At 58.0% G+C, this 21,645-nt stretch carries 21 protein-coding genes and 1 pseudogene; 19 read left to right on the forward strand and 3 right to left on the reverse strand.

The features are described 5' to 3' along the window. Window positions 1-151: 151 nt before the first annotated feature. Window positions 152-637 (forward strand): phosphohistidine phosphatase SixA, encoded by a 486-nt coding sequence (gene sixA / locus ACMGGE_RS01075; RefSeq protein ID WP_032623034.1) that lies wholly within the window; start codon window positions 152-154, stop codon window positions 635-637. A 49-nt stretch (window positions 638-686) separates the two neighbouring features. On the opposite strand, the gene smrB is transcribed toward sixA, so the two are convergent. After that, a complete protein-coding gene (gene smrB / locus ACMGGE_RS01080; protein ID WP_045259673.1) occupies window positions 687-1,238 on the reverse strand; it encodes an endonuclease SmrB in 552 nt (183 codons plus the stop codon). Window positions 1,239-1,383: 145 nt separating this feature from the next. Between smrB and prmB the strand changes: the two genes are divergently transcribed. Genes prmB through ACMGGE_RS01110 form a run of 6 tightly spaced genes read left to right on the forward strand, consistent with a single transcriptional unit; the run spans window position 1,384 to window position 5,932 of the window. Beyond that, window positions 1,384-2,316, forward strand: coding sequence for a 50S ribosomal protein L3 N(5)-glutamine methyltransferase (gene prmB, locus ACMGGE_RS01085; RefSeq protein ID WP_008502612.1), 933 nt, complete (start codon window positions 1,384-1,386; stop codon window positions 2,314-2,316). A gap of 60 nt (window positions 2,317-2,376) precedes the next feature. Next, window positions 2,377-3,462 carry a chorismate synthase gene (aroC, locus tag ACMGGE_RS01090; protein WP_420293264.1) on the forward strand — a complete coding sequence of 362 codons (1,086 nt, stop codon included), beginning with the start codon at window positions 2,377-2,379 and terminating at the stop codon, window positions 3,460-3,462. Window positions 3,463-3,464: 2 nt separating this feature from the next. Further along, on the forward strand, window positions 3,465-4,289 hold the full coding sequence (gene mepA, locus ACMGGE_RS01095) for a penicillin-insensitive murein endopeptidase (protein WP_069720435.1): 825 nt from the start codon (window positions 3,465-3,467) through the stop codon (window positions 4,287-4,289). Continuing rightward, complete coding sequence (locus ACMGGE_RS01100) at window positions 4,289-5,098, forward strand: sulfite exporter TauE/SafE family protein (protein WP_045908744.1); 810 nt, start codon at window positions 4,289-4,291, stop codon at window positions 5,096-5,098. The genes mepA and ACMGGE_RS01100 overlap by 1 nt, the downstream gene beginning before the upstream one ends. Next, complete coding sequence (locus ACMGGE_RS01105) at window positions 5,098-5,643, forward strand: elongation factor P hydroxylase (RefSeq protein WP_048029666.1); 546 nt, start codon at window positions 5,098-5,100, stop codon at window positions 5,641-5,643. The genes ACMGGE_RS01100 and ACMGGE_RS01105 overlap by 1 nt, the downstream gene beginning before the upstream one ends. A gap of 13 nt (window positions 5,644-5,656) precedes the next feature. After that, on the forward strand, window positions 5,657-5,932 hold the full coding sequence (locus ACMGGE_RS01110; protein WP_008502607.1) for a YfcL family protein: 276 nt from the start codon (window positions 5,657-5,659) through the stop codon (window positions 5,930-5,932). A 63-nt stretch (window positions 5,933-5,995) separates the two neighbouring features. Here ACMGGE_RS01110 and mnmC read toward each other — a convergent pair whose 3' ends face one another. Beyond that, the gene (mnmC, locus tag ACMGGE_RS01115) at window positions 5,996-7,993 is read right to left on the reverse strand and encodes a bifunctional tRNA (5-methylaminomethyl-2-thiouridine)(34)-methyltransferase MnmD/FAD-dependent 5-carboxymethylaminomethyl-2-thiouridine(34) oxidoreductase MnmC (RefSeq protein WP_420293265.1); all 1,998 of its coding nucleotides are present in this window, start codon (window positions 7,991-7,993) and stop codon (window positions 5,996-5,998) included. 158 nt (window positions 7,994-8,151) lie between these two features. Here mnmC and fabB point away from each other — a divergent pair, with 158 nt between their 5' ends. Together fabB and ACMGGE_RS01125 are read left to right on the forward strand one after the other, a co-directional pair. Beyond that, window positions 8,152-9,369, forward strand: coding sequence for a beta-ketoacyl-ACP synthase I (gene fabB, locus ACMGGE_RS01120; protein WP_014832795.1), 1,218 nt, complete (start codon window positions 8,152-8,154; stop codon window positions 9,367-9,369). A gap of 208 nt (window positions 9,370-9,577) precedes the next feature. Beyond that, window positions 9,578-10,756 carry an MFS transporter gene (locus ACMGGE_RS01125; protein ID WP_420293266.1) on the forward strand — a complete coding sequence of 393 codons (1,179 nt, stop codon included), beginning with the start codon at window positions 9,578-9,580 and terminating at the stop codon, window positions 10,754-10,756. Window positions 10,757-10,846: 90 nt separating this feature from the next. On the opposite strand, the gene flk is transcribed toward ACMGGE_RS01125, so the two are convergent. Next, window positions 10,847-11,851 (reverse strand): flagella biosynthesis regulator Flk, encoded by a 1,005-nt coding sequence (gene flk / locus ACMGGE_RS01130; protein ID WP_063622179.1) that lies wholly within the window; start codon window positions 11,849-11,851, stop codon window positions 10,847-10,849. Between the two features lie 113 nt (window positions 11,852-11,964). Here flk and pdxB point away from each other — a divergent pair, with 113 nt between their 5' ends. The 10 genes and pseudogenes from pdxB (at window position 11,965) to ACMGGE_RS01180 (ending at window position 21,632) form a co-directional block, all read left to right on the forward strand. Further along, window positions 11,965-13,101, forward strand: a complete 1,137-nt coding sequence (gene pdxB, locus ACMGGE_RS01135) for a 4-phosphoerythronate dehydrogenase PdxB (protein WP_069720437.1) — start codon at window positions 11,965-11,967, stop codon at window positions 13,099-13,101. Between the two features lie 67 nt (window positions 13,102-13,168). Then, a pseudogene (locus tag ACMGGE_RS01140) lies at window positions 13,169-14,181 on the forward strand (aspartate-semialdehyde dehydrogenase). After that, the gene (truA, locus tag ACMGGE_RS01145; RefSeq protein ID WP_008502600.1) at window positions 14,181-14,993 is read left to right on the forward strand and encodes a tRNA pseudouridine(38-40) synthase TruA; all 813 of its coding nucleotides are present in this window, start codon (window positions 14,181-14,183) and stop codon (window positions 14,991-14,993) included. The pseudogene ACMGGE_RS01140 and the gene truA overlap by 1 nt, the downstream one beginning before the upstream one ends. A 28-nt stretch (window positions 14,994-15,021) precedes the next feature. Beyond that, on the forward strand, window positions 15,022-15,681 hold the full coding sequence (locus ACMGGE_RS01150) for a DedA family protein (RefSeq protein ID WP_008502599.1): 660 nt from the start codon (window positions 15,022-15,024) through the stop codon (window positions 15,679-15,681). A 154-nt stretch (window positions 15,682-15,835) separates the two neighbouring features. After that, window positions 15,836-16,741, forward strand: coding sequence for an acetyl-CoA carboxylase, carboxyltransferase subunit beta (accD, locus tag ACMGGE_RS01155; RefSeq protein WP_023312564.1), 906 nt, complete (start codon window positions 15,836-15,838; stop codon window positions 16,739-16,741). A gap of 70 nt (window positions 16,742-16,811) precedes the next feature. After that, on the forward strand, window positions 16,812-18,080 hold the full coding sequence (gene folC / locus ACMGGE_RS01160; protein WP_420293267.1) for a bifunctional tetrahydrofolate synthase/dihydrofolate synthase: 1,269 nt from the start codon (window positions 16,812-16,814) through the stop codon (window positions 18,078-18,080). Next, window positions 18,070-18,768, forward strand: coding sequence for a cell division protein DedD (dedD, locus tag ACMGGE_RS01165; RefSeq protein WP_045908737.1), 699 nt, complete (start codon window positions 18,070-18,072; stop codon window positions 18,766-18,768). The genes folC and dedD overlap by 11 nt, the downstream gene beginning before the upstream one ends. Before the next feature lie 165 nt (window positions 18,769-18,933). Next, window positions 18,934-19,422, forward strand: coding sequence for a colicin V production protein (gene cvpA, locus ACMGGE_RS01170; protein ID WP_000262116.1), 489 nt, complete (start codon window positions 18,934-18,936; stop codon window positions 19,420-19,422). 33 nt (window positions 19,423-19,455) lie between these two features. Beyond that, a complete protein-coding gene (purF, locus tag ACMGGE_RS01175) occupies window positions 19,456-20,973 on the forward strand; it encodes an amidophosphoribosyltransferase (protein ID WP_021241570.1) in 1,518 nt (505 codons plus the stop codon). A gap of 89 nt (window positions 20,974-21,062) precedes the next feature. Next, entirely contained in the window at window positions 21,063-21,632 is a 570-nt protein-coding gene (locus ACMGGE_RS01180; RefSeq protein WP_420293268.1) for a UbiX family flavin prenyltransferase, read from the forward strand. Window positions 21,633-21,645 lie beyond the last annotated feature (13 nt).

A 21,645-nucleotide genomic window follows, 5' to 3' on the forward strand; every position in this document is an offset into this window, starting at 1 on the left:
AGATTGACTATACTTACGCCATTGAGGTAAAAAACAGCGTTTCATTCACCGAATGGATCAGGCACAATGCCCGGCCATCGGGTTTTCTACCTCTCAGCATTTATCGCGGGTAGTTAACGCCGGTGATTCTGGTTAACAAAAGCGGTGCAATATGCAAGTTTTTATCATGCGTCACGGCGACGCGGCACTCGATGCCGCCAGTGACTCAGTACGTCCTTTGACCGTGTGTGGCTGCGACGAATCTCGTCAGATGGCGACCTGGCTTAAAGGTCAAAAAGTGGACATCGAACGTGTTCTGGTGAGTCCGTTCCTGCGTGCTGAACAGACGCTGGAGGTGGTAGGGGAGTGTATGAACCTGCCGGCCAGCGTGGATGTTCTTCCTGAACTCACCCCCTGTGGCGATGTAGGCCTTGTCAGTGCCTATCTTCAGGCGCTGTGCAATGAAGGTGTTGCGTCCGCGCTGGTCATTTCCCACCTGCCACTGGTTGGCTATCTGGTATCTGAGTTGTGCCCGGGCGAAACGCCGCCGATGTTCACGACATCCGCCATTGCCAATGTGTCTCTGGACGAAACGGGTAAAGGTGTCTTTAACTGGCAAATGAGTCCGTGCAACCTGAGGATGGCAAAAGCCATCTGACGTGAGGTGTGATTGTGCGGGGGCGCAAAACAGGCCTCCCGCCGTCCTGTCAGGGTAATTCTGGCGGCTGCCACTCTTCCACTTCAATCAACACCAGCAATGCGGCATCTCCGCCGTACTCTTTGGGTGCCTGATGAAACGCCATCACGTGTGGATGCTGAGCCAGCCACAGCGGCGTCTGTTGCTTGAGGATATGCTTACCGTGGCCGTGCATCACGCAGGCGCAAAAAACATGTTCGCGGCGACAGGCGGCGATCAATGCCCCCAGCTCCTGTTTTGCCTGCATCTGCGTTAAACCGTGCAGATCGAGAAACAGCTCCGGCGAATAATCTCCGCGACGTAACTTTTTCAGTTCAAAATGGCTGACGTCTTCGCGCACGTACTTCACCGCACCCTGCGTATTGAGCAGCGGCTGAAATTCATCTGAAAAATAGTGGCTGTTATCCGCCTGCTCCTGCAGCAGCCGTTTGACCGGGACTTCGCTGTTTTTTTTACGCTGCGGGCGATGAACGATGGTGTCCTGCGCGATTTTCCGCGTCCCGGTCATTAGCTGGCGGAAGAGCGCCTGATCCTCCTCGCTGAGCGATGTTTTCTTTTTCATTCGTCATTCTCATCTCGTATTTCCGATAGTGTACCCGACTAAACGCATTTTTTAACCTCAAGCGGTACGCGTCATTGCTGATTTATCGCCGTCTTCATGGCAAACTAGCCGCCGAAAATTATGCGAGCATGCCCTGGAGGAAAGAGTGGATAAAATATTTGTCGATGAAGCAGTAAACGAGCTGCATACCATACAGGACATGTTGCGCTGGTCGGTTAGCCGCTTCAGCGCCGCCAATATCTGGTACGGACACGGTACCGACAACCCGTGGGATGAGGCCGTGCAGCTGGTGCTGCCATCACTCTATCTGCCGCTGGATATTCCGGAAGACATGCGCACCGCGCGTCTGACCTCCAGCGAAAAACACCGCATCGTTGAGCGCGTGATCCGTCGCGTCAACGAACGCATCCCGGTCGCCTACCTGACCAACAAAGCCTGGTTCTGCGGTCACGAGTTCTATGTCGATGAACGCGTGCTGGTGCCGCGCTCGCCGATTGGTGAGCTGATTAACAACCACTTTGAAGGCCTGATCGGCCATCAGCCGCAGCACATCCTGGATATGTGTACCGGCAGCGGCTGTATCGCCATTGCCTGCGCTTACGCCTTCCCGGAAGCGGAAGTCGATGCCGTCGATATCTCCACCGATGCGCTGGCCGTGACCGAGCACAACATTGAAGAGCATGGACTGATCCATCACGTCACGCCAATTCGCTCCGATCTGTTCCGCGATCTGCCGACGCTGCAGTACGATCTGATCGTCACTAACCCGCCGTACGTCGATGCGGAAGACATGTCCGATCTGCCGAACGAATACCGTCACGAGCCGGAGCTGGGTCTGGCGTCAGGATCTGACGGCCTGAAGCTGACCCGCCGCATTCTGGCCTGCGCGCCGGATTATCTGACCGACGACGGCGTTCTGATTTGTGAAGTGGGCAACAGCATGGTACATCTGATAGAGCAGTACCCGGATGTGCCGTTCACCTGGCTTGAGTTCGACAACGGCGGTGACGGCGTCTTTATGCTGACCAAAGCGCAGCTGCTCGACGCACGCGAACACTTCAGCATCTATAAAGATTAATCCAGCGGGCTTCGGCCCGTTTCACAACGCTCAAACACAAACAACAACATCGGAGCCGTGATGGCAGGAAACAGTATTGGACAGGTATTCCGCGTGACCACCTTTGGCGAGTCGCACGGGCTGGCGCTGGGCTGTATCGTTGATGGCGTACCGCCAGGCATCGAACTGACCGAAGCCGATTTGCAGCACGACCTCGACCGTCGTCGTCCGGGCACCTCTCGCTACACCACGCAGCGTCGCGAGCCGGACCAGGTCAAAATTCTCTCCGGCGTCTTTGAAGGACGCACTACAGGCACCAGCATTGGTCTGCTGATTGAAAACACCGATCAGCGCTCCCAGGACTACGGCACCATCAAAGACGTGTTCCGTCCGGGCCATGCCGACTATACCTACGAACAAAAGTACGGCTTCCGCGACTATCGCGGCGGTGGACGTTCTTCTGCGCGTGAAACCGCGATGCGCGTGGCGGCTGGTGCCATTGCCAAAAAATACCTGCAGCAGAAATTTGGCATCGTTATCCGCGGCTGTCTGACCCAGATGGGCGACATTCCGCTGGCGATCAAAGACTGGGATCTGGTCGAGCAAAACCCGTTCTTCTGTGCTGATGCCGACAAGCTGGACGCGCTGGACGAACTGATGCGGGGCCTGAAAAAAGAGGGCGACTCCATCGGGGCGAAAGTGACCGTGGTGGCCGACGGCGTCCCGCCAGGCTGGGGCGAGCCGGTATTTGACCGTCTCGACGCCGACATCGCCCACGCGCTGATGAGCATCAACGCGGTGAAGGGCGTTGAGATTGGCGACGGTTTTGACGTGGTATCCCTGCGCGGCAGCCAGAACCGTGACGAGATCACGAAGGCGGGCTTCCAGAGCAACCACGCGGGCGGCATTCTGGGCGGTATCAGCAGCGGGCAGCAGATTATTGCCAACATCGCGCTGAAGCCAACCTCCAGCATTACCGTGCCGGGCCACACGATTAACCGCGATGGCGAAGAAGTTGAGATGATCACCAAAGGACGTCACGATCCGTGCGTGGGGATCCGCGCGGTGCCGATCGCAGAGGCGATGCTGGCGATCGTGCTGATGGATCACTTCCTGCGCCAGCGCGCGCAGAATGCGGATGTGACGACCACCATTCCACGCTGGTAAACATGAAAAAAACCGCAATTGCTCTGCTGGCGCTGCTGGCCAGTGGAGCCAGTCTGGCCGCGACGCCATGGCAAAAAATCACCCACCCGGTGGCGGGGAGCGCGCAGTCCATCGGCGCCTTTTCCAACGGCTGTATCGTTGGCGCGCAGGAACTTCCGCTGCAATCAGACACCTATCAGGTGATGCGTACCGACCAGCGTCGTTACTTTGGCCACCCGGATCTGGTGCTGTTTATTCAGCGTCTTGGCAACCAGGTGCATAACCTGGGGCTGGGCACGATGCTGATTGGCGATATGGGGATGCCTGCCGGCGGTCGTTTTAACGGTGGACACGCCAGCCATCAGACCGGGCTGGATGTGGATATCTTCCTGCAGCTGCCGAAAGCGCGCTGGAGTTCAGCGCAGCTGCTGAAGCCGCAGGCGCTGGATCTGGTGGCGAGCGACGGCAAGCGCGTTGTGCCGTCCCTGTGGACGCGGGAGGTCTCCAGCATGATCAAGCTGGCGGCAGAAGATAACGACGTCACGCGGATTTTCGTCAACCCGGCCATCAAGCAGCAGCTCTGCCTGGATGCCGGAACGGACCGCGACTGGCTGCGCAAAGTGCGCCCGTGGTTCCAGCATCGCGCGCACATGCACGTTCGCCTGCGCTGCCCGGCGAACAGCCTGGAATGTGAAGATCAGCCGCTCCCGCCGCCAGGCGATGGCTGCGGTGCGGAACTGCAAAGCTGGTTTGAACCGGCAAAACCTGGAACCTCTAAGCCTGAGAAGAAGACACCGCCTCCGTTGCCGCCTTCCTGCCAGGCGCTACTGGATGAGCATGTACTTTAATGGATAATTTCGTCGATCTGTTTATGGTGTCACCGCTGCTGCTGGTGGTGCTGTTCTTCGTGGCCATGCTGGCCGGTTTTATTGATGCCCTTGCGGGCGGCGGTGGGTTATTAACCGTACCCGCGCTGCTGGCGGCGGGCATGAGCCCGGCGCAGGCGCTTGCCACCAACAAGCTGCAGGCCTGCGGCGGCTCGCTCTCAGCGTCGCTCTATTTTATCCGCCGCAAGGTGGTGAGCCTGGCCGACCAGAAGCTCAATATCCTGATGACCTTTATTGGTTCCACGTCGGGCGCGCTGCTGGTTCAGCACGTGCAGTCGGATATTTTGCGCCAGATCCTGCCGGTTCTGGTCATCTGTATCGGGCTTTATTTCCTGCTGATGCCGAAGCTCGGCGAGGAAGACCGCCAGCGTCGTCTGCACGGTCTGCCGTTTGCCCTGATTGCCGGGGGCTGCGTCGGCTTTTACGACGGTTTCTTCGGCCCGGGGGCGGGCTCGTTTTACGCGCTGGCGTTTGTGACGCTGGCCGGGTTTAACCTCGCCAAGTCGACCGCTCATGCCAAAGTGCTCAACGCGACGTCGAACCTTGGCGGTCTGCTGCTGTTTATCATTGGCGGCAAGGTCATCTGGGCAACCGGATTCGTCATGATGGCAGGGCAGTTCCTGGGCGCGCGTGCGGGTTCGCGTCTGGTGTTAAGCAAAGGACAAAAGCTGATTCGACCGATGATCGTCATCGTCTCGGCCGTAATGAGCGCCAAACTTCTTTATGACAGCCATGGACAGGAGATCCTCACCTGGTTGGGGATGCATTAATGAACAGTACGCATAAATACGAACAGCTGATTGAGATTTTTGACGGCTGTTTTGCTGACGATTTTAATACCCGTCTGATTAAAGGCGACGACGAACCGATCTATCTTCCTGCTGATGCAGAGGTTCCGTATAACCGCATCGTCTTTGCGCACGGCTTTTACGCCAGCGGTTTGCACGAAATTTCGCACTGGTGTATCGCCGGAAAAGCACGTCGCGAGCTGGTGGACTTTGGTTACTGGTACTGCCCGGACGGGCGTGACGCCGCAACGCAGGGCCAGTTTGAGGATGTGGAAGTGAAGCCGCAGGCGCTGGAATGGCTATTCTGCGTCGCGGCGGGTTTCCCGTTCAACGTGAGCTGTGACAACCTCGAAGGCGACTTCGAGCCAGACCGTATCGTCTTCCAGCGCCGCGTGCATGCGCAGGTGATGGACTATCTTGAGAAAGGCATCCCGGAACGTCCGGCGCGCCTGATTGAGGCCTTACAGAATTATTACCACACGCCGGTGATCACGGCGGAATGCTTCCCTTGGCCGGAAGATCTTTAACAGAGGAAAGAAGATGATCGCAGAATTTGAATCACGCATTCTGGCGTTAATTGATGACATGGTGGAACACGCCAGCGATGATGAGCTGTTCGCCAGCGGTTATCTGCGTGGTCACCTGACGCTCGCGGTAGCTGAGCTGGAAGCAGGTGACGATCACTCTGCCGACGCTGTTCATGAGGAAGTGACCCGCAGTCTGGAGAAAGCCATTCAGGCCGGGGAACTTTCTCCGCGCGACCAGTCTCTGGTTCTGGGCATGTGGGACAACCTGTTCCAGCAGGCTAAACGCTAAGCCGCCGCCTTCTCTTCCCTCTCCCTGTGGGAGAGGGTTAGGGTGAGGGCACCAGACCGCACCCTACTTAACCTTCTTCCCCTTCAGCAGTTTCCGTACCCATAATCGATTCGGATTCAGGCCCGCAAGCGTAACCCTGTCCAGCGGAATCGGCTCGTCGCTCATCTGCGCGGCTAACACTTCGGCCAGCAGCGGGGCAGAGCACAGCCCGCGGGAACCCAGTCCGCCCAGCATAAACAGCTCTGGATAGACCGGTGAAGTCACCGCCGTTTCCTGGTGTTCAGCCAGATCCTCATAGGCCGCAAGCGTCGCCTCGTAGTCCGGCACGTTGCCCGCCATCGGCAGATGGTCGCGGGTGGCGCAACGCACGCCGCAGCGCGCGTCACCCTCGCTAACGTCGACCTCTTTCGCCCACGCCGCATCCGGGAAACAGTCAATCAGGCGCTGGCGGTTTTGCAACTGATCCGCCTCGCTGCAGTGCATCTCCGTTTCGCCACGATGATAGCTGGCCCCGATGCAGTGATGGCCGTTAGAGGGATTTTGCGGCGTCAGATAGCCGTCATAGCACAGCACCTGACGCAGTTTGCCGAGCGCAGGCGCGGTCGGGATATGGCTCACCTGGCCGCCGACCGGATAAACCGGCAACGTCGCTGTCTGAATAAACTGGCTGATGTGATGCCCGTTGGCCAGCACAACGCTGGCATGGCTCGCCTCCCTGCCATCAGCGAAACGCAGATCCCAGCGTTCTGTCCGGGTGAGCGATGCCACCTTGTGGCCATACTGCACCGTCAGCCCGCGCGACTGCGCCAGGGCAATGACCGCCGCGGTCAGTTCAGCCGGGCACAGCCAGCCGCCGAGCGGATACTGAATGCCTCCACACCCGGTTTCCACGCCAGCGGTGTCTTTCACCTCTTGCGCGCTCACCGCGCGGGCAATCTCTTCGGGCAGGCCCAGAGAGAGCATCTGCGCGATCTTCTGCTGGCTCTTTTCATCCCAGCCAAGCTGCGTAACGCCGCACCAGTCATGGTCGAACGCCACCGGAAGCGCGTCATACAGGCGACGGGCGAAGGTAAACGCTGCCGGGAAAAACTGGAACAGGGCCGGGTCGTGCGCGCTTAAAAGCGGATAGAGCGCCCCCTGACGGTTACCGGACGCGCCTCTGGCGGGCGCGTCGTCAGCACAGTAGAGCGTGACCTGCCAGCCGCGCTGGAGAAGCGCGAGCGAGAGCAGGGCGCTGGCGATCCCGCCGCCAACGATCGCCACGTCGCGCGATGCGCTGGCGCGGCGCGCAAACCAGGGCGTCTGAGCGGGGATGTCCAGCGTCTGCTCCATCCTGCCGACCAGCATGTCGCGCTTGCGGCCAAAGCCTTTGGTCTTCTGCATGGTAAAGCCCGCCTCCTGCAACCCACGGCGGACAAAGCCCGCCGAGGTGAAGGTGGCAAGCGTCGCCCCAGGGCGCGCCAGCCGCGCCATCGCGTTAAACAGATGCTGGCTCCACATGTCCGGGTTTTTGGCAGGGGCAAAACCGTCCAGGAACCACGCGTCGACCTTCTGATTCATCGAATCATCGAGCCTGTCGGTCAGGTCGTTGATGTCGCCGAGCCATAAGTCCAGCGTGACGCGTCCGCCGTCCAGCATCAGGCGGTGACAGCCGCCGATGTGGGGCGGCCACTGCGCCTGAAGCTGCTCCGCCCAGGGCGCAAGCTCCGGCCAGCGCTGGTGGGCAAGCCGCAGATCGTGCGCGGTGAGCGGGAATTTTTCGAAACTGATGAAATGTAATCTTTGTAGCGTAGCCTCGGGGTGAGCAGCGTGGAACTGGTTAAACGCCTGCCAGAGGGTTAAAAAATTCAGCCCGGTGCCGAATCCACTTTCCGCGACCACAAACAGGCTCCGCGGGTGCGCCGGGAAGCGGGTGCTGAGCTGGTTTCCGTCGAGGAAAACATAGCGAGTTTCTTCGAGTCCGTTATCATTAGAAAAATAGACATCATCAAAATCTCGGGAAACAGGTGTACCCTCAGCGTTGAATTCGAGGTTGGCGGGTTGTATAGCGTTTTGTTTCACGTAAGTTACTCGTCTGACAGGCAGTGGCACGATCTTAACGATGTGAGTCCATCGGTGCAAATTTCCGCAGAAAATGTCTGATCGGACTTGTTCGGCGTACAAGTGTACGCTATTGTGCGACTCGAAACTTACTATAGTGCGACTTACAGAGGTATTGAATGAAACGTGCAGTGATTACTGGCCTGGGCATTGTTTCCAGCATCGGTAATAACCAGCAGGAAGTCCTGGCATCTCTGCGTGAAGGACGCTCCGGGATCACTTTCTCTGAAGAGTTTAAAGATTCAGGTATGCGTAGCCACGTATGGGGTAACGTCAAACTGGACACCACCGGTTTGATTGACCGCAAAGTGGTTCGTTTCATGAACGATGCCTCTATTTATGCTTATCTCTCCATGCAGGAAGCGATCAAAGATTCTGGCCTGAGCGAAGAGGTTTATCAGAACAACCCGCGCGTGGGTTTGATCGCCGGTTCCGGCGGCTCATCTAAAGCGCAGGTATTTGGTGCTGACGCAATGCGTAGCCCGCGTGGTCTGAAAGCGGTAGGTCCGTACGTGGTGACTAAAGCCATGGGTTCTGCGGTTTCTGCATGCCTGGCGACCCCGTTCAAAATCCACGGTGTGAACTACTCCATCAGCTCTGCGTGTGCGACTTCCGCGCACTGCATCGGTAATGCTGTTGAGCAGATCCAGCTGGGTAAACAGGACATCGTATTTGCTGGCGGCGGCGAAGAACTGGGCTGGGAAATGGCCTGCGAATTCGACGCGATGGGCGCACTGTCCACCAAGTACAATGAGACTCCGGACAAAGCTTCCCGTACCTACGATGCGCACCGTGACGGTTTCGTCATCGCGGGCGGCGGCGGTATGGTTGTGGTTGAAGAGCTGGAACACGCCCTGGCACGTGGTGCGCACATCTATGCTGAGATCGTGGGCTACGGTGCAACGTCTGACGGCGCCGACATGGTTGCACCATCCGGCGAAGGCGCGGTGCGCTGCATGAAGATGGCGATGCACGGCGTTGACACCCCAATCGACTACCTGAACTCTCACGGTACCTCTACGCCGGTAGGCGACGTGAAAGAGCTGGGTGCGATCCGCGAAGTTTTCGGCGACAACAGCCCGGCGATCTCTGCGACCAAAGCCATGACCGGTCACTCTCTGGGTGCGGCTGGCGTTCAGGAAGCGATCTACTCTCTGCTAATGCTGGAAAACGGCTTTATCGCCCCAAGCATCAATATCGAAGAGATGGACGAGCAGGCTGCTGGCCTGAACATCGTGACCAAACCAACGGAAGCGACGCTGACTACCGTCATGTCCAACAGCTTCGGTTTCGGCGGCACCAACGCCACGCTGGTCATGCGTAAGCTGAAAGCATAAGTTTTATGTTTGATTCAGAAGGGGAGCCATAAGGCTCCCTTTTTTTATGCATTGACAAGCAGCTGATCTCACAGGCAAACTTCACCACTCAACATTATCCTCACGATAATGCGTAAGCGTTTAACGTCAACCAACGCACCTTAATCCTGATAATCAGGTAGAGGGGGCGTGGCATTTCCCCGCCTTACTCTTCATTTCGGAGTAAAGCATGACTGCAGTAACTCAAACAGAAACAACCCCTTCAGCGAACGTCTCGCTGTTCCGTATCGCCTTTGCGGTATTCCTGACCTATATGACCGTTGGCCTGCCGCTGCCGGTGATCCCGCTGTTCGTTCATCAGGAGCTGGGCTATGGCAACACCATGGTCGGCATTGCCGTGGGCATTCAGTTTTTAGCCACGGTGTTAACCCGCGGATACGCTGGACGGCTGGCGGATCAGCACGGTGCCAAACGCTCGGCGCTGCAGGGGATGTTTGCCTGCGGGCTGGCGGGCGGCGCCTGGCTGCTGGCGGCACTTCTGCCGGTCGACGCGGCGTATAAATTTGCGCTGCTGGTGCTGGGCCGTTTAATTCTTGGCTTCGGTGAAAGCCAGTTGCTGACCGGCACCCTGACCTGGGGAATGGGGCTGGTGGGGCCAGCACGTTCCGGCAAGGTGATGTCCTGGAACGGTATGGCCATCTACGGCGCGCTGGCCGCCGGTGCACCGCTTGGCCTGCTGATCAACAGCCAGTTTGGTTTTGCGGCGCTGGCTGCCACCACCATGGCGCTGCCGCTGGTGGCATGGGCGTTTAACAGCTCGGTGCGTAAGGTACCTGCGCACAAAGGCGAGCGTCCTTCCCTGTGGAGCGTGGTCGGCCAAATCTGGCAGCCGGGCCTGGGCCTGGCGCTGCAGGGCGTGGGTTTTGCGGTAATAGGGACGTTCGTCTCGCTCTATTTTATGAGCCGCGGCTGGGCGATGGCCGGTTTTACGCTTACCGCGTTTGGCGGCGCGTTTGTTCTGATGCGCGTGCTTTTTGGCTGGATGCCGGATCGCTTCGGCGGCGTGAAGGTAGCGGTGGCGTCGCTGGTCATTGAAACCATCGGTCTTCTGCTGTTATGGAACGCACCCGTGGCATCCGTGGCGCTGCTGGGTGCGGCGCTGACCGGCTGCGGCTGTTCTCTGATCTTCCCGGCGCTGGGCGTTGAAGTGGTGAAGCGCGTGGCCCCTCAGGTGCGCGGGACGGCGCTGGGCGGCTATGCGGCGTTTCAGGATATCTCATACGGCGTTACCGGGCCGCTGGCCGGGCTGTTAGCGACCTCGTTTGGCTATCCGTCCGTCTTCCTGGCCGGTGCGGTTTCCGCGGTGGTGGGGATCGTGGTGACGCTGGTGGCGTTTCGCAGAACGTGAGTCTTTGTTGCCGGGTGGCGGCTGCGCCTTACCCGGCCTACGGTTCGAGCCGTTGTAGGCCCGGTAAGCGCAGCGCCACCGGGCAAAATATCAGGCAACCAGCCAGAAAATCGCCAGCGCAATCAGCAGTGCAATAAACATCAATCCCGGACGCGCAGAAAGTGTTCTGAAGGTCTCCACGACCGGTGCAAACAGCGGGCTGTAAATCGGCTGAACATTTCTCACCTCCGGCACGCCGCCTTCACGTTCGGCGCGGCGAACGAAGATCTGGTTGAGCAGGTCTTGCACCTGCGCGGTAGTCAGTACCGTCTGCGGCGTGGCCTGCCAGTTTTGCTGGGCATAATCCCGAATCACCTCGAACTCGTGTGGTTCAAGCGGCTGTTTCAGCGCGGCCTGGACAGTATGCAGAGTCGGGGCGCTCTGGGTGCTGAGCGTCTGGCGTGCCTGGAGCCAGGTCACCAGATGGGTAAACTGTTTGGCCGGGATCAGCTCGCCCGCCTTCACGCCGGACAGCTCCAGCATGGATTGCCAGATGAGCTTCGTCGGCTCGCCGGTGGCCGCGGCCAGCTTGGTCACCATCTGCTTGAGCGTATTGTGCTCGGCGGGCAGCAGCGGACGCTCGGTCGCCGGGCGTACCTGCGGCTGCGGAATCGACAGCTCATTGTTCTGCAGCAGCGTCAGCACGGTTTTGAGCTGATCGGGCGTCAGCTGGCCCAGCGCGGTCTGACCATACTGCTGGCGAATAAAATCACTCACCGCCTGGCGGTTATTTCCCTGGCCCAGCAGCTCCGTCAGCTGAGAAACAATCTGGCGCGTGGTGTGGTTCTGCTGCGCGGTCGTAATACGCTGGTTCAGATTTTGCTCGGCAGCGGGGAAATGACGCGACTGCAGCGGTGCGTCGTTCCTCACGCCTAAATCATGCTTCACCCCGGCCCAGACTTCCGCGTTTTGCTGCGAAGTCAGCGCAATCAGGCGCGTGATCAGTCGCTCCAGCACGGTGCGCTGTTGCGTGGATAGCGGTTGTTCACCGGCAACGTTTGGCGTGACAGGGCCTTCACCCGGAGGGCGTGGCGGCGTACCTGAAATGGGCTGCATCGTCAAAAATCCTTAAAGTCAAAACTCAGCGTAAACCTGGCAGACGTATATGCCTGGCGGCCAGATTATGGCACACTTGGCAGGTTTTCTTCCTCTCAAACAGGTACTCAGACGTGAAAATCCTCGTTGATGAAAATATGCCTTACGCCCGTGAGCTGTTTAGCCGCCTGGGTAACGTTAAGGCTGTTCCTGGTCGCCCGATCCCGGTCAACGAACTGGACGACGCCGACGCCCTGATGGTGCGCTCGGTGACCAAAGTAAATGAGGCGTTGCTCGCCGGTAAGGCGGTTAAGTTCGTTGGGACCGCAACGGCAGGGACCGATCATGTGGATGATAAATGGCTGAAGCAGGCCGGAATCGGTTTCTCCGCCGCGCCGGGCTGTAACGCGATTGCCGTCGTGGAATACGTTTTCTCCTCGCTGCTGATGCTGGCCGAGCGCGACGGGTTTGCGCTGAAAGACCGCACCGTGGGGATTGTCGGCGTGGGTAACGTCGGCGGGCGCCTGCAAAAGCGCCTGGAAGCGTTAGGGATCCGCACGCTGCTGTGCGATCCGCCGCGCAAAGACAATGGCGATGACGGGGATTTCCGCTCGCTGGACGAGCTGGTTGAACAGTGTGACGTGCTGACGTTCCACACGCCGCTGTTTAAAGAGGGGCCGTATAAGTCGCTGCATCTTGCCGATGAGGCGCTCATTCGCCGTCTGAAGGCTGGCACTATTCTGATAAATGCCTGTCGTGGTCCGGTAGTCGATAACGCCGCGCTGCTGACGTGTCTGAACGAAGGACAAGATCTCAGCGTGGTGCTGGACGTCTGGGAGCCGGAGCCGGACCTCAACGTTGAGCTGCTTAACAAGGTGGACGTGGGCACCGCACATATCGCCGGTTATACCCTCGAAGGGAAAGCCCGCGGCACGACGCAGGTCTTCGAGGCCTACAGCGCCTTTATCGGTCATCCGCAGCAGGTGGCGCTGGATACCTTACTCCCCGCGCCTGAATTTGGCCGCATTACCCTTCACGGCCCGCTCGATCAGGCAACGCTGAAAAGGCTGGTGCATTTGGTGTATGATGTGCGCCGCGATGATGCGCTGCTGCGTAAAGTGGCAGGGATCCCGGGTGAGTTTGATAAGCTGCGCAAGCACTATGTTGAGCGCCGCGAGTGGTCTTCCCTGTATGTCATGTGCGACGATGCGTCGGCGGCGACGCTGCTGCACAAGCTGGGGTTTAACGCCGTTCATCACCCGGCGCATTAATGTCTTCTTAATGCTCCCTGTCGGATACTCCGACAGGGACGCTTTTTTATTTCTGGAGTAAACCACCATGTCTGAAGGCTGGAACATTGCCATTTTAGGTGTCACGGGTGCCGTGGGCGAAGCCCTGCTCGAAACGCTTGCTGAGCGTCAGTTCCCGGTGGGCGATATCTATGCGCTGGCGCGTACCGATAGCGCGGGTGAGCATCTGCGTTTTAACAGTAAATCCGTCATGGTTCAGGATGCGGCGGCGTTCGACTGGACGCAGGCGCAGCTGGCGTTTTTCGCCGCAGGCGCTGAAGCCACTGCGGCGTACGTTGAAGAGGCGACCAACGCAGGCTGCCTGGTCATCGACCTGAGCGGCCTGTTCTCCATGGAGCCGGATGTGCCGCTGGTGGTGCCGGACGTGAACCCGTTTGTGCTGGCTGATTACCGCAACCGTAACGTCATTGCGGTACCAAACAGCCTGACCAGCCAGCTGCTGACCGCCCTGAAACCGCTGATCGACGAAGGCGGCCTGTCGCGCATTACCGTCACCAGCCTGCTGTCCGCGTCCGCAAACGGCAAAAAGGCCGTTGACGCGCTGGCCGGGCAGAGCGCGAAGCTGCTGAACGGCATTCCGATTGACGAAGATGATTTCTTTGGCCGCCAGCTGGCGTTCAACATGCTGCCGCTGCTGCCGGACCGCGAGGGCTCCGTGCGCGAAGAGCGTCGTATCGTCGATGAAGTGCGTAAAATTCTGCAGGACGATGGCCTGATGATCTCCGCAAGCGTCGTGCAGTCCCCGGTCTTCTACGGTCACGCGCAGATGGTCGGCTTTGAAGCGCTGCGTCCCCTCGCGGCAGAAGAGGCGCGCGATGCGTTTGGCCGCGGGGAAGATATCGTCCTCTCTGAAGAGAGCGAGTTCCCGACCCAGGTGGGCGATGCCACCGGCAGCGCGCATCTTTCCGTTGGCTGCGTGCGTAACGACTACGGTATGCCGGAGCAAGTCCGTTCTGGTCCGTTGCCGACAACGTTCGTTTCGGCGGCGCGCTGATGGCGGTCAAGATCGCTGAAAAACTGGTGCAGGAGTACCTGTACTGATGTCAGACGTGGAACAAAAGCCGGTTCATAAAATTGCCCTCGGTATTGAGTACGATGGCAGTAAATATTATGGCTGGCAGCGTCAGAATGAGGTGCGCAGCGTCCAGGAGAAGCTGGAGAAAGCGCTCTCTCAGGTGGCAAACGAGCCGATTAACGTCCTGTGCGCAGGCCGTACGGATGCGGGCGTTCACGGCACGGGGCAGGTGGTGCACTTTGAAACCACCGCCGTGCGTAAGGATGCCGCTTGGACGCTGGGGGTAAATGCGAATTTGCCTGGTGACATTGCGGTGCGCTGGGTGAAAGCTGTGCCGGATGATTTTCACGCGCGCTTCAGCGCCACCGCGCGTCGCTACCGTTATGTCATCTACAATCAGCGTCTGCGTCCGGCGGTGTTAAGCCAGGGCGTGACGCATTTTTATGAACCGCTCGATGCGGAACGTATGCATCGCGCGGCGCAGTGTCTGATTGGGGAGAATGACTTTACCTCGTTTCGTGCGGTGCAGTGTCAGTCCCGCACGCCATGGCGTAACGTCATGCACATCAACGTCAGCCGTTTTGGCGCGTATGTGGTGGTGGATATCAAAGCCAATGCCTTTGTACATCATATGGTGCGGAATATTGTGGGCAGCCTGATGGAAGTGGGTGCCGGACACCAGCCGGAGAGCTGGATTGCAGACCTGCTGGCAGCGAAGGACAGAACGCTTGCGGCAGCCACGGCGAAAGCGGAAGGGTTGTATCTGGTCTCGGTAGACTATCCGGATCGGTTTGACCTGCCGAAACCGCCAATGGGTCCGCTGTTTTTAGCGGACTAAACAAAGGTGCAATTAGGGCTTAGACAATATGGACGTAATTCGTTTTTTAATTGATTTCATCCTGCATATTGATGTTCACCTGGCGGAGCTGGTCGCGCAGTATGGCGTCTGGGTTTACGCTATTCTGTTCCTCATTCTGTTCTGTGAAACTGGGCTGGTTGTAACCCCGTTCCTGCCGGGGGATTCTCTGCTGTTCGTTGCCGGGGCGTTATCGGCGCTGCCCACCAACGATCTGAACGTGCATCTTATGGTGGTGCTGATGGTGATTGCCGCCATCGTCGGTGATGCGGTCAACTACACGATTGGACGCGTATTCGGTGAGCGGCTGTTCAGTAATCCGGATTCAAAAATTTTCCGTCGCAGCTATTTAGACAAAACCCATGCGTTTTATGAACGCCATGGCGGAAAAACCATTATCCTTGCGCGCTTTGTGCCTATTGTGCGCACATTTGCACCGTTTGTGGCGGGAATGGGGCATATGTCCTATCGTCATTTTGCCATGTATAACGTCGTTGGGGCGCTGTTGTGGGTGCTGCTGTTTACCTATGCAGGCTACCTGTTTGGCGATCTCCCGGTGGTTCAGGAAAATCTTAAGTTACTGATTGTAGCGATTATTGTGCTTTCCGTACTGCCTGGCGTTATCGAAATCATTCGTCACAAACGTGCGGCGGCAAAGCAAGCGAAGTAAATGCACACTGGCGGTTCGACCACTTTTTTATCCAAAGTTTCGGGCTGTTATGTTTTAATGTGCAACATTCATGGTCTGTTGGAGGCAAAAATGGCATTATTCGCCTCTTATAGCAAAACTGGCATACGACCAGGTTCAGGCAGAAAGGTTATCAATGAGCTGGATTGAACGAATTAAAAGCAACATTACCCCAACGCGTAAAGCGAGCATTCCTGAAGGGGTATGGACGAAGTGTGATAGCTGCGGCCAGGTTCTGTATCGCGCAGAGCTGGAGCGCAACCTTGAGGTGTGTCCGAAGTGTGACCACCATATGCGTATGTCGGCGCGCAACCGCCTGCATAGCCTGCTGGACGAAGGTTCTCTGGTAGAACTGGGCAGCGAGCTTGAGCCAAAAGACGTGCTGAAGTTCCGCGATTCCAAAAAATATAAAGATCGTCTGGCCTCTGCACAGAAAGAGACCGGCGAGAAAGACGCGCTGGTCGTCATGAAAGGCACCCTGCACGGGATGCCGGCTGTTGCCGCTGCGTTTGAGTTCTCCTTTATGGGCGGCTCAATGGGCTCCGTGGTCGGTGCGCGCTTCGTGCGTGCCGTTGAGCAGGCGCTGGAAGACAACTGTCCGCTGATCTGCTTCTCTGCCTCCGGCGGTGCGCGCATGCAGGAAGCGCTGATGTCGCTGATGCAGATGGCAAAAACCTCTGCAGCGCTGGCGAAGATGCAGGAGCGCGGTCTGCCGTATATCTCCGTGCTGACCGACCCAACCATGGGCGGCGTCTCCGCGAGCTTCGCGATGCTGGGCGATCTGAACATCGCTGAGCCAAAAGCGCTGATCGGCTTTGCGGGTCCTCGCGTTATCGAGCAGACCGTTCGTGAAAAACTGCCGCCGGGCTTCCAGCGCAGTGAGTTCCTCATCGAGAAAGGCGCCATCGACATGATCGTCCGCCGTCCGGAAATGCGCCTGAAGCTGGCGAGCATCCTGGCGAAGCTGATGAATCTGCCAGCGCCTAACCCGGATGAACCGCGTGAAGGCGTGGTGGTACCGGATCAGGAACCCGAGGCCTGATAACTGAAAAGGGCAGGGCCGGTTGGCGCTGCCCTTTTGCTTTCTAATCTGTTAATGACAACCGGGCATTATGGAAAATAAAAGCATTCCCCAAGCCACGTCGCCCCTGGCCGCGTGGCTTTCTTATCTGGAAAACCTGCACAGTAAAACCATCGATATGGGGCTTGAACGCGTAAGCCAGGTTGCGGCGCGTCTTGACGTGCTCAAACCGGCGCCTTTCGTGTTCACCGTCGCGGGAACCAACGGTAAAGGCACGACCTGCCGTACGCTGGAATCCGTCCTGATGGCGGCGGGTTACAGGGTTGGCGTTTACAGCTCGCCACACCTGGTACGCTACACCGAGCGGGTTCGCGTACAGAACCACGAGCTGCCGGAATCCGCGCATACGGCGTCGTTTGCTGAAATTGAAGCCGCGCGCGGTGAGATCTCATTAACCTATTTTGAATACGGCACCCTGTCGGCCCTGTGGCTGTTTAAACAGGCGCAGCTGGATGTGGTGATCCTTGAGGTCGGTCTCGGCGGACGTCTTGATGCGACCAATATCGTGGATGCGGACGTGGCGGTGGTGACTTCCATCGCGCTGGATCATGTCGACTGGCTGGGGCCCGATCGTGAAAGTATCGGCCGCGAGAAGGCCGGTATTTTCCGGGCAAATAAGCCCGCGGTGGTTGGCGAGCCGGATATGCCGCATACCATTGCTGACGTGGCGAAGGAGAAGGGCGCGCAGCTGCTGCGCCGCGGTGTTGACTGGCAGTATGAGGTTCAGGACAACGGCTGGCGCTTTAGCGATGCGCAGGGGGCGCTCGACAACCTGCCGCTGCCCCAGGTGCCGCAGCCGAACGCAGCCACCGCGCTGGCGGCACTGCGCGCCAGCGGCCTCGTGGTCAGCGAACAGGCGATCCGCGAGGGCATACAAAACGCGATTCTGCCCGGACGTTTTCAGTTAGTCAGCGAGTCACCGCGCCTGATTCTGGATGTGGCGCACAACCCCCATGCTGCGGCGTATCTCGCGGGACGTCTCAAATCGTTACCAAAAACCGGGCGCGTGCTGGCGGTTATCGGTATGCTTCATGATAAAGATATCGGCGGGACGCTGGCCTGCATGGAGAGTGTGGTCGATAGCTGGTATTGTGCTCCTCTGGAGGGGCCTCGCGGCGCGACGGCTGAGCAGCTGATGGAACATCTCGGCAAAGGCGCAATCTACAGTAGCGTGGCGCAGGCCTGGCATGCCGCGATGGCGGATGCTAAACCAGAAGATACCGTGCTGGTGTGTGGTTCATTCCACACGGTGGCACATGTCATGGAAGTGATGGACGCGGGGAGAACCGGTGGCGAGTAAGTTTCAGAACCGTTTAACAGGAACCATTGTGCTGGTCGCGCTCGGGGTGATTATTCTTCCCGGGCTGCTCGACGGGCAGAAAAAGCATTATCAGGATGAGTTTGCCGCGATTCCGCTGGTGCCGAAACCGGGTGACCGCGATGAGCCGGATATGCTGCCTGCGGCGACGCAGGCGCTGCCAGCTCAGCCACCGGAAGGCGCGGCGGAAGAGGTGCGCGCGGGTGATGCCGCCGCACCGTCGCTCGACCCGTCTCGCCTGGCGGCCACGAGCAACAGCGATATCGATCCTGTGCCGGTCGAGCAGCCTAAACCGGTTGAAAAACCGAAGCCGGTTGAGAAGCCGCAGCCGAAACCGCAGCGTGATAAAGCGGCAGAACAGCTCGCCGCGGCGTCAGAGACGCCTCCGCCAGCAAAACCGACGCAGCAGGACGCTGCTGCCCCAACGGGTAAAGCCTATGTGGTGCAGCTCGGTGCATTGAAAAATGCCGATAAAGTCAACGAGGTCGTAAGCAAACTGCGCAGTGCGGGATATCGTGTTTACACTTCACCTTCCACGCCGGTGCAGGGTAAAATTACGCGTATCCTCGTGGGGCCAGAAGCGTCTAAAGACAAACTGAAAGGGTCGCTGGGTGAATTGAAGCAGATCTCCGGCCTGAGCGGTGTGGTGATGGGCTACAGCGCAAACTAAGTACGACCTGCTCCTTTAAGAGAGAGGCGATAAGCCACGGCGTTGAACATTTTTTCAGCGCCTTTTTTATTTACGCGCGGGAAGGAAATCCCTACGCAAACGTTTTCTTTTTCTGTTAGAATTCGCCCCGAACTGGATGACAGGGCGTTAAATCGTGGGACACATATGGTCTGGATTGATTACGCCATCATTGCGGTGATTGGTTTTTCCTGTCTGGTTAGCCTGATCCGTGGCTTTGTTCGTGAAGCGTTATCGCTGGTGACCTGGGGTTGTGCTTTCTTTGTCGCCAGTCATTACTACACTTACCTGTCTGTCTGGTTCACGGGCTTTGAAGATGAACTGGTCCGAAATGGAATCGCTATCGCGGTGCTGTTTATCGCAACGCTGATTGTCGGCGCTATCGTGAATTACGTGATAGGTCAGCTGGTCGAGAAAACCGGTCTGTCAGGAACGGACAGGGTGCTTGGGATCTGTTTCGGGGCATTACGAGGCGTGCTGATTGTGGCCGCGATCCTGTTCTTCCTGGATACCTTCACCGGGTTCTCCAAAAGTGAAGACTGGCAGAAATCGCAGCTCATTCCAGAGTTCAGCTTCATCATCAGATGGTTCTTTGACTATCTGCAAAGCTCGTCGAGTTTTTTGCCCAGGGCATAAACCCTGAGATGTGGCTTAACGAGGAAAAGACGAATGTGCGGTATTGTCGGTATCGCCGGTTTCATGCCGGTAAACCAGTCGATTTATGACGCGTTAACGGTGCTTCAGCACCGTGGGCAGGATGCTGCGGGTATCATCACCATTGATGCAAACAACTGCTTCCGTTTACGTAAGGCGAATGGCCTGGTAAACGATGTGTTTGAAGCCCGCCATATGCAGCGTCTGCAAGGTAATATGGGGATCGGTCACGTTCGTTATCCTACTGCTGGCAGTTCCAGCGCCTCTGAGGCACAGCCTTTCTACGTCAACTCACCGTATGGCATCACTCTTGCTCATAACGGCAACCTGACCAATGCGCATGAACTGCGTAAAAAGCTGTTCGAAGAGAAACGTCGCCACATTAACACCACCTCTGATTCAGAAATCCTGCTCAATGTGTTCGCCAGCGAGTTGGATAACTTCCGTCACTATCCGCTGGAAGCAGACAACATTTTTGCCGCGATTGCCGCGACAAACCGTCAGATCCGCGGCGCGTACGCCTGCGTTGCGATGATCATCGGTCACGGTATGGTCGCCTTCCGCGATCCAAACGGCATTCGTCCGCTGGTGCTCGGCAAGCGCGACCTCGGCGATGGCCGTACTGAATATATGGTTGCCTCTGAAAGCGTGGCGCTGGATACCCTGGGCTTTGAATTCCTGCGCGACGTGGCGCCGGGCGAAGCGGTGTATATCACCGAGAAGGGCCAGCTGTTTACCCGCCAGTGTGCCGACAACCCGGTCAGCAACCCGTGCCTGTTTGAATACGTCTATTTTGCCCGTCCGGATTCCTTCATCGACAAGATTTCCGTCTACAGCGCGCGCGTCAATATGGGCACGAAGCTCGGCGAGAAGATTGCCCGCGAGTGGGACGATCTGGACATCGACGTGGTGATTCCTATCCCGGAAACCTCCTGCGATATCGCACTGGAGATTGCCCGCATTCTGGATAAGCCATACCGTCAGGGCTTCGTGAAGAACCGCTACGTTGGCCGCACGTTTATCATGCCGGGGCAGCATCTGCGTCGTAAGTCCGTGCGCCGCAAGCTGAACGCCAACCGCGCGGAATTCCGCGATAAGAACGTTCTGCTGGTGGATGACTCCATTGTTCGTGGCACCACCTCTGAGCAGATTATCGAGATGGCCCGCGAAGCGGGTGCGAAGAAAGTCTATCTGGCCTCTGCTGCACCGGAGATTCGCTTCCCGAACGTGTACGGTATTGATATGCCAACCGCCAACGAGCTGATCGCTCACGGCCGTGAAGTGGATGAAATTCGCCAGATCATCGGCGCTGATGGCCTGATTTTCCAGGACCTGAACGATCTTATCGACGCGGTACGTGCCGAGAACCCAGAAATTCAGCAGTTTGAATGCTCAGTGTTCAACGGTATTTACGTGACCAAGGACGTTGACCAGCAGTACCTCGACTATCTTGATTCACTGCGCAACGACGACGCCAAAGCCGTTCAGCTGCAGAACGATCTCGAAAGCTTAGAGATGCACAACGAAGGTTGATGCTCTGGCAGGTGAGGGCGTATGCCCTCACTTGCAACTCCCCGGAAAATCCTGCACAGTCTGCCCTGAAATCAGTAAGGGCGAAAATCATGAAACGACTCATAGTTGGGCTCAGCGGCGCCAGCGGCGCGATTTACGGCGTACGTTTGTTACAGGTTCTGCGTAACGTGGCGGACGTCGAAACCCATCTGGTGATGAGCCAGGCGGCGCGGCAGACCCTCTCTCTGGAAACCGATCTCTCCCTGCGCGATGTTCAGGCGCTGGCGGATGTCGTTCACGATGCCCGTGATATCGCTGCCAGCATCTCCTCAGGCTCGTTTAAAACAGCCGGCATGGTTATCCTGCCCTGTTCAATTAAAACGCTCTCCGGCATTGTGAATAGCTATACGGACACCCTGTTGACGCGCGCGGCGGATGTGGTGCTGAAGGAGCGGCGTCCTCTGGTGCTGTGCGTGCGGGAAACGCCGCTGCACCTGGGCCATCTGCGCTTAATGACGCAGGCTGCGGAGCTGGGCGCGGTCATCATGCCGCCGGTACCCGCGTTCTACCATCGCCCGCAAACGCTGGACGACGTCATCAAACAGACGGTTAACCGGGTGCTCGATCAGTTTGACATCGACCTGCCCGACGATCTCTTCACCCGCTGGCAGGGTGCCTGAATCTGTGCACAAA

Origin of the sequence: Enterobacter sp. BNK-22, assembly GCF_048684805.1 — a bacterium.
Taxonomy (GTDB): domain Bacteria; phylum Pseudomonadota; class Gammaproteobacteria; order Enterobacterales; family Enterobacteriaceae; genus Enterobacter; species Enterobacter quasiroggenkampii.

Bases quoted from the DNA above. Each gene is read 5' to 3' on its own strand.
- sixA (WP_032623034.1), top strand. From the start codon at position 152: ATGCAAGTTTTTATCATGCGTCACGGCGACGCGGCACTCGATGCCGCC.
- smrB (WP_045259673.1), bottom strand. From the start codon at position 1,238: ATGAAAAAGAAAACATCGCTCAGCGAGGAGGATCAGGCGCTCTTCCGC.
- aroC (WP_420293264.1), top strand. From the start codon at position 2,377: ATGGCAGGAAACAGTATTGGACAGGTATTCCGCGTGACCACCTTTGGC.
- mepA (WP_069720435.1), top strand. From the start codon at position 3,465: ATGAAAAAAACCGCAATTGCTCTGCTGGCGCTGCTGGCCAGTGGAGCC.
- ACMGGE_RS01100 (WP_045908744.1), top strand. From the start codon at position 4,289: ATGGATAATTTCGTCGATCTGTTTATGGTGTCACCGCTGCTGCTGGTG.
- ACMGGE_RS01105 (WP_048029666.1), top strand. From the start codon at position 5,098: ATGAACAGTACGCATAAATACGAACAGCTGATTGAGATTTTTGACGGC.
- ACMGGE_RS01110 (WP_008502607.1), top strand. From the start codon at position 5,657: ATGATCGCAGAATTTGAATCACGCATTCTGGCGTTAATTGATGACATG.
- fabB (WP_014832795.1), top strand. From the start codon at position 8,152: ATGAAACGTGCAGTGATTACTGGCCTGGGCATTGTTTCCAGCATCGGT.
- ACMGGE_RS01125 (WP_420293266.1), top strand. From the start codon at position 9,578: ATGACTGCAGTAACTCAAACAGAAACAACCCCTTCAGCGAACGTCTCG.
- flk (WP_063622179.1), bottom strand. From the start codon at position 11,851: ATGCAGCCCATTTCAGGTACGCCGCCACGCCCTCCGGGTGAAGGCCCT.
- truA (WP_008502600.1), top strand. From the start codon at position 14,181: ATGTCAGACGTGGAACAAAAGCCGGTTCATAAAATTGCCCTCGGTATT.
- ACMGGE_RS01150 (WP_008502599.1), top strand. From the start codon at position 15,022: ATGGACGTAATTCGTTTTTTAATTGATTTCATCCTGCATATTGATGTT.
- accD (WP_023312564.1), top strand. From the start codon at position 15,836: ATGAGCTGGATTGAACGAATTAAAAGCAACATTACCCCAACGCGTAAA.
- folC (WP_420293267.1), top strand. From the start codon at position 16,812: ATGGAAAATAAAAGCATTCCCCAAGCCACGTCGCCCCTGGCCGCGTGG.
- cvpA (WP_000262116.1), top strand. From the start codon at position 18,934: ATGGTCTGGATTGATTACGCCATCATTGCGGTGATTGGTTTTTCCTGT.
- purF (WP_021241570.1), top strand. From the start codon at position 19,456: ATGTGCGGTATTGTCGGTATCGCCGGTTTCATGCCGGTAAACCAGTCG.
- ACMGGE_RS01180 (WP_420293268.1), top strand. From the start codon at position 21,063: ATGAAACGACTCATAGTTGGGCTCAGCGGCGCCAGCGGCGCGATTTAC.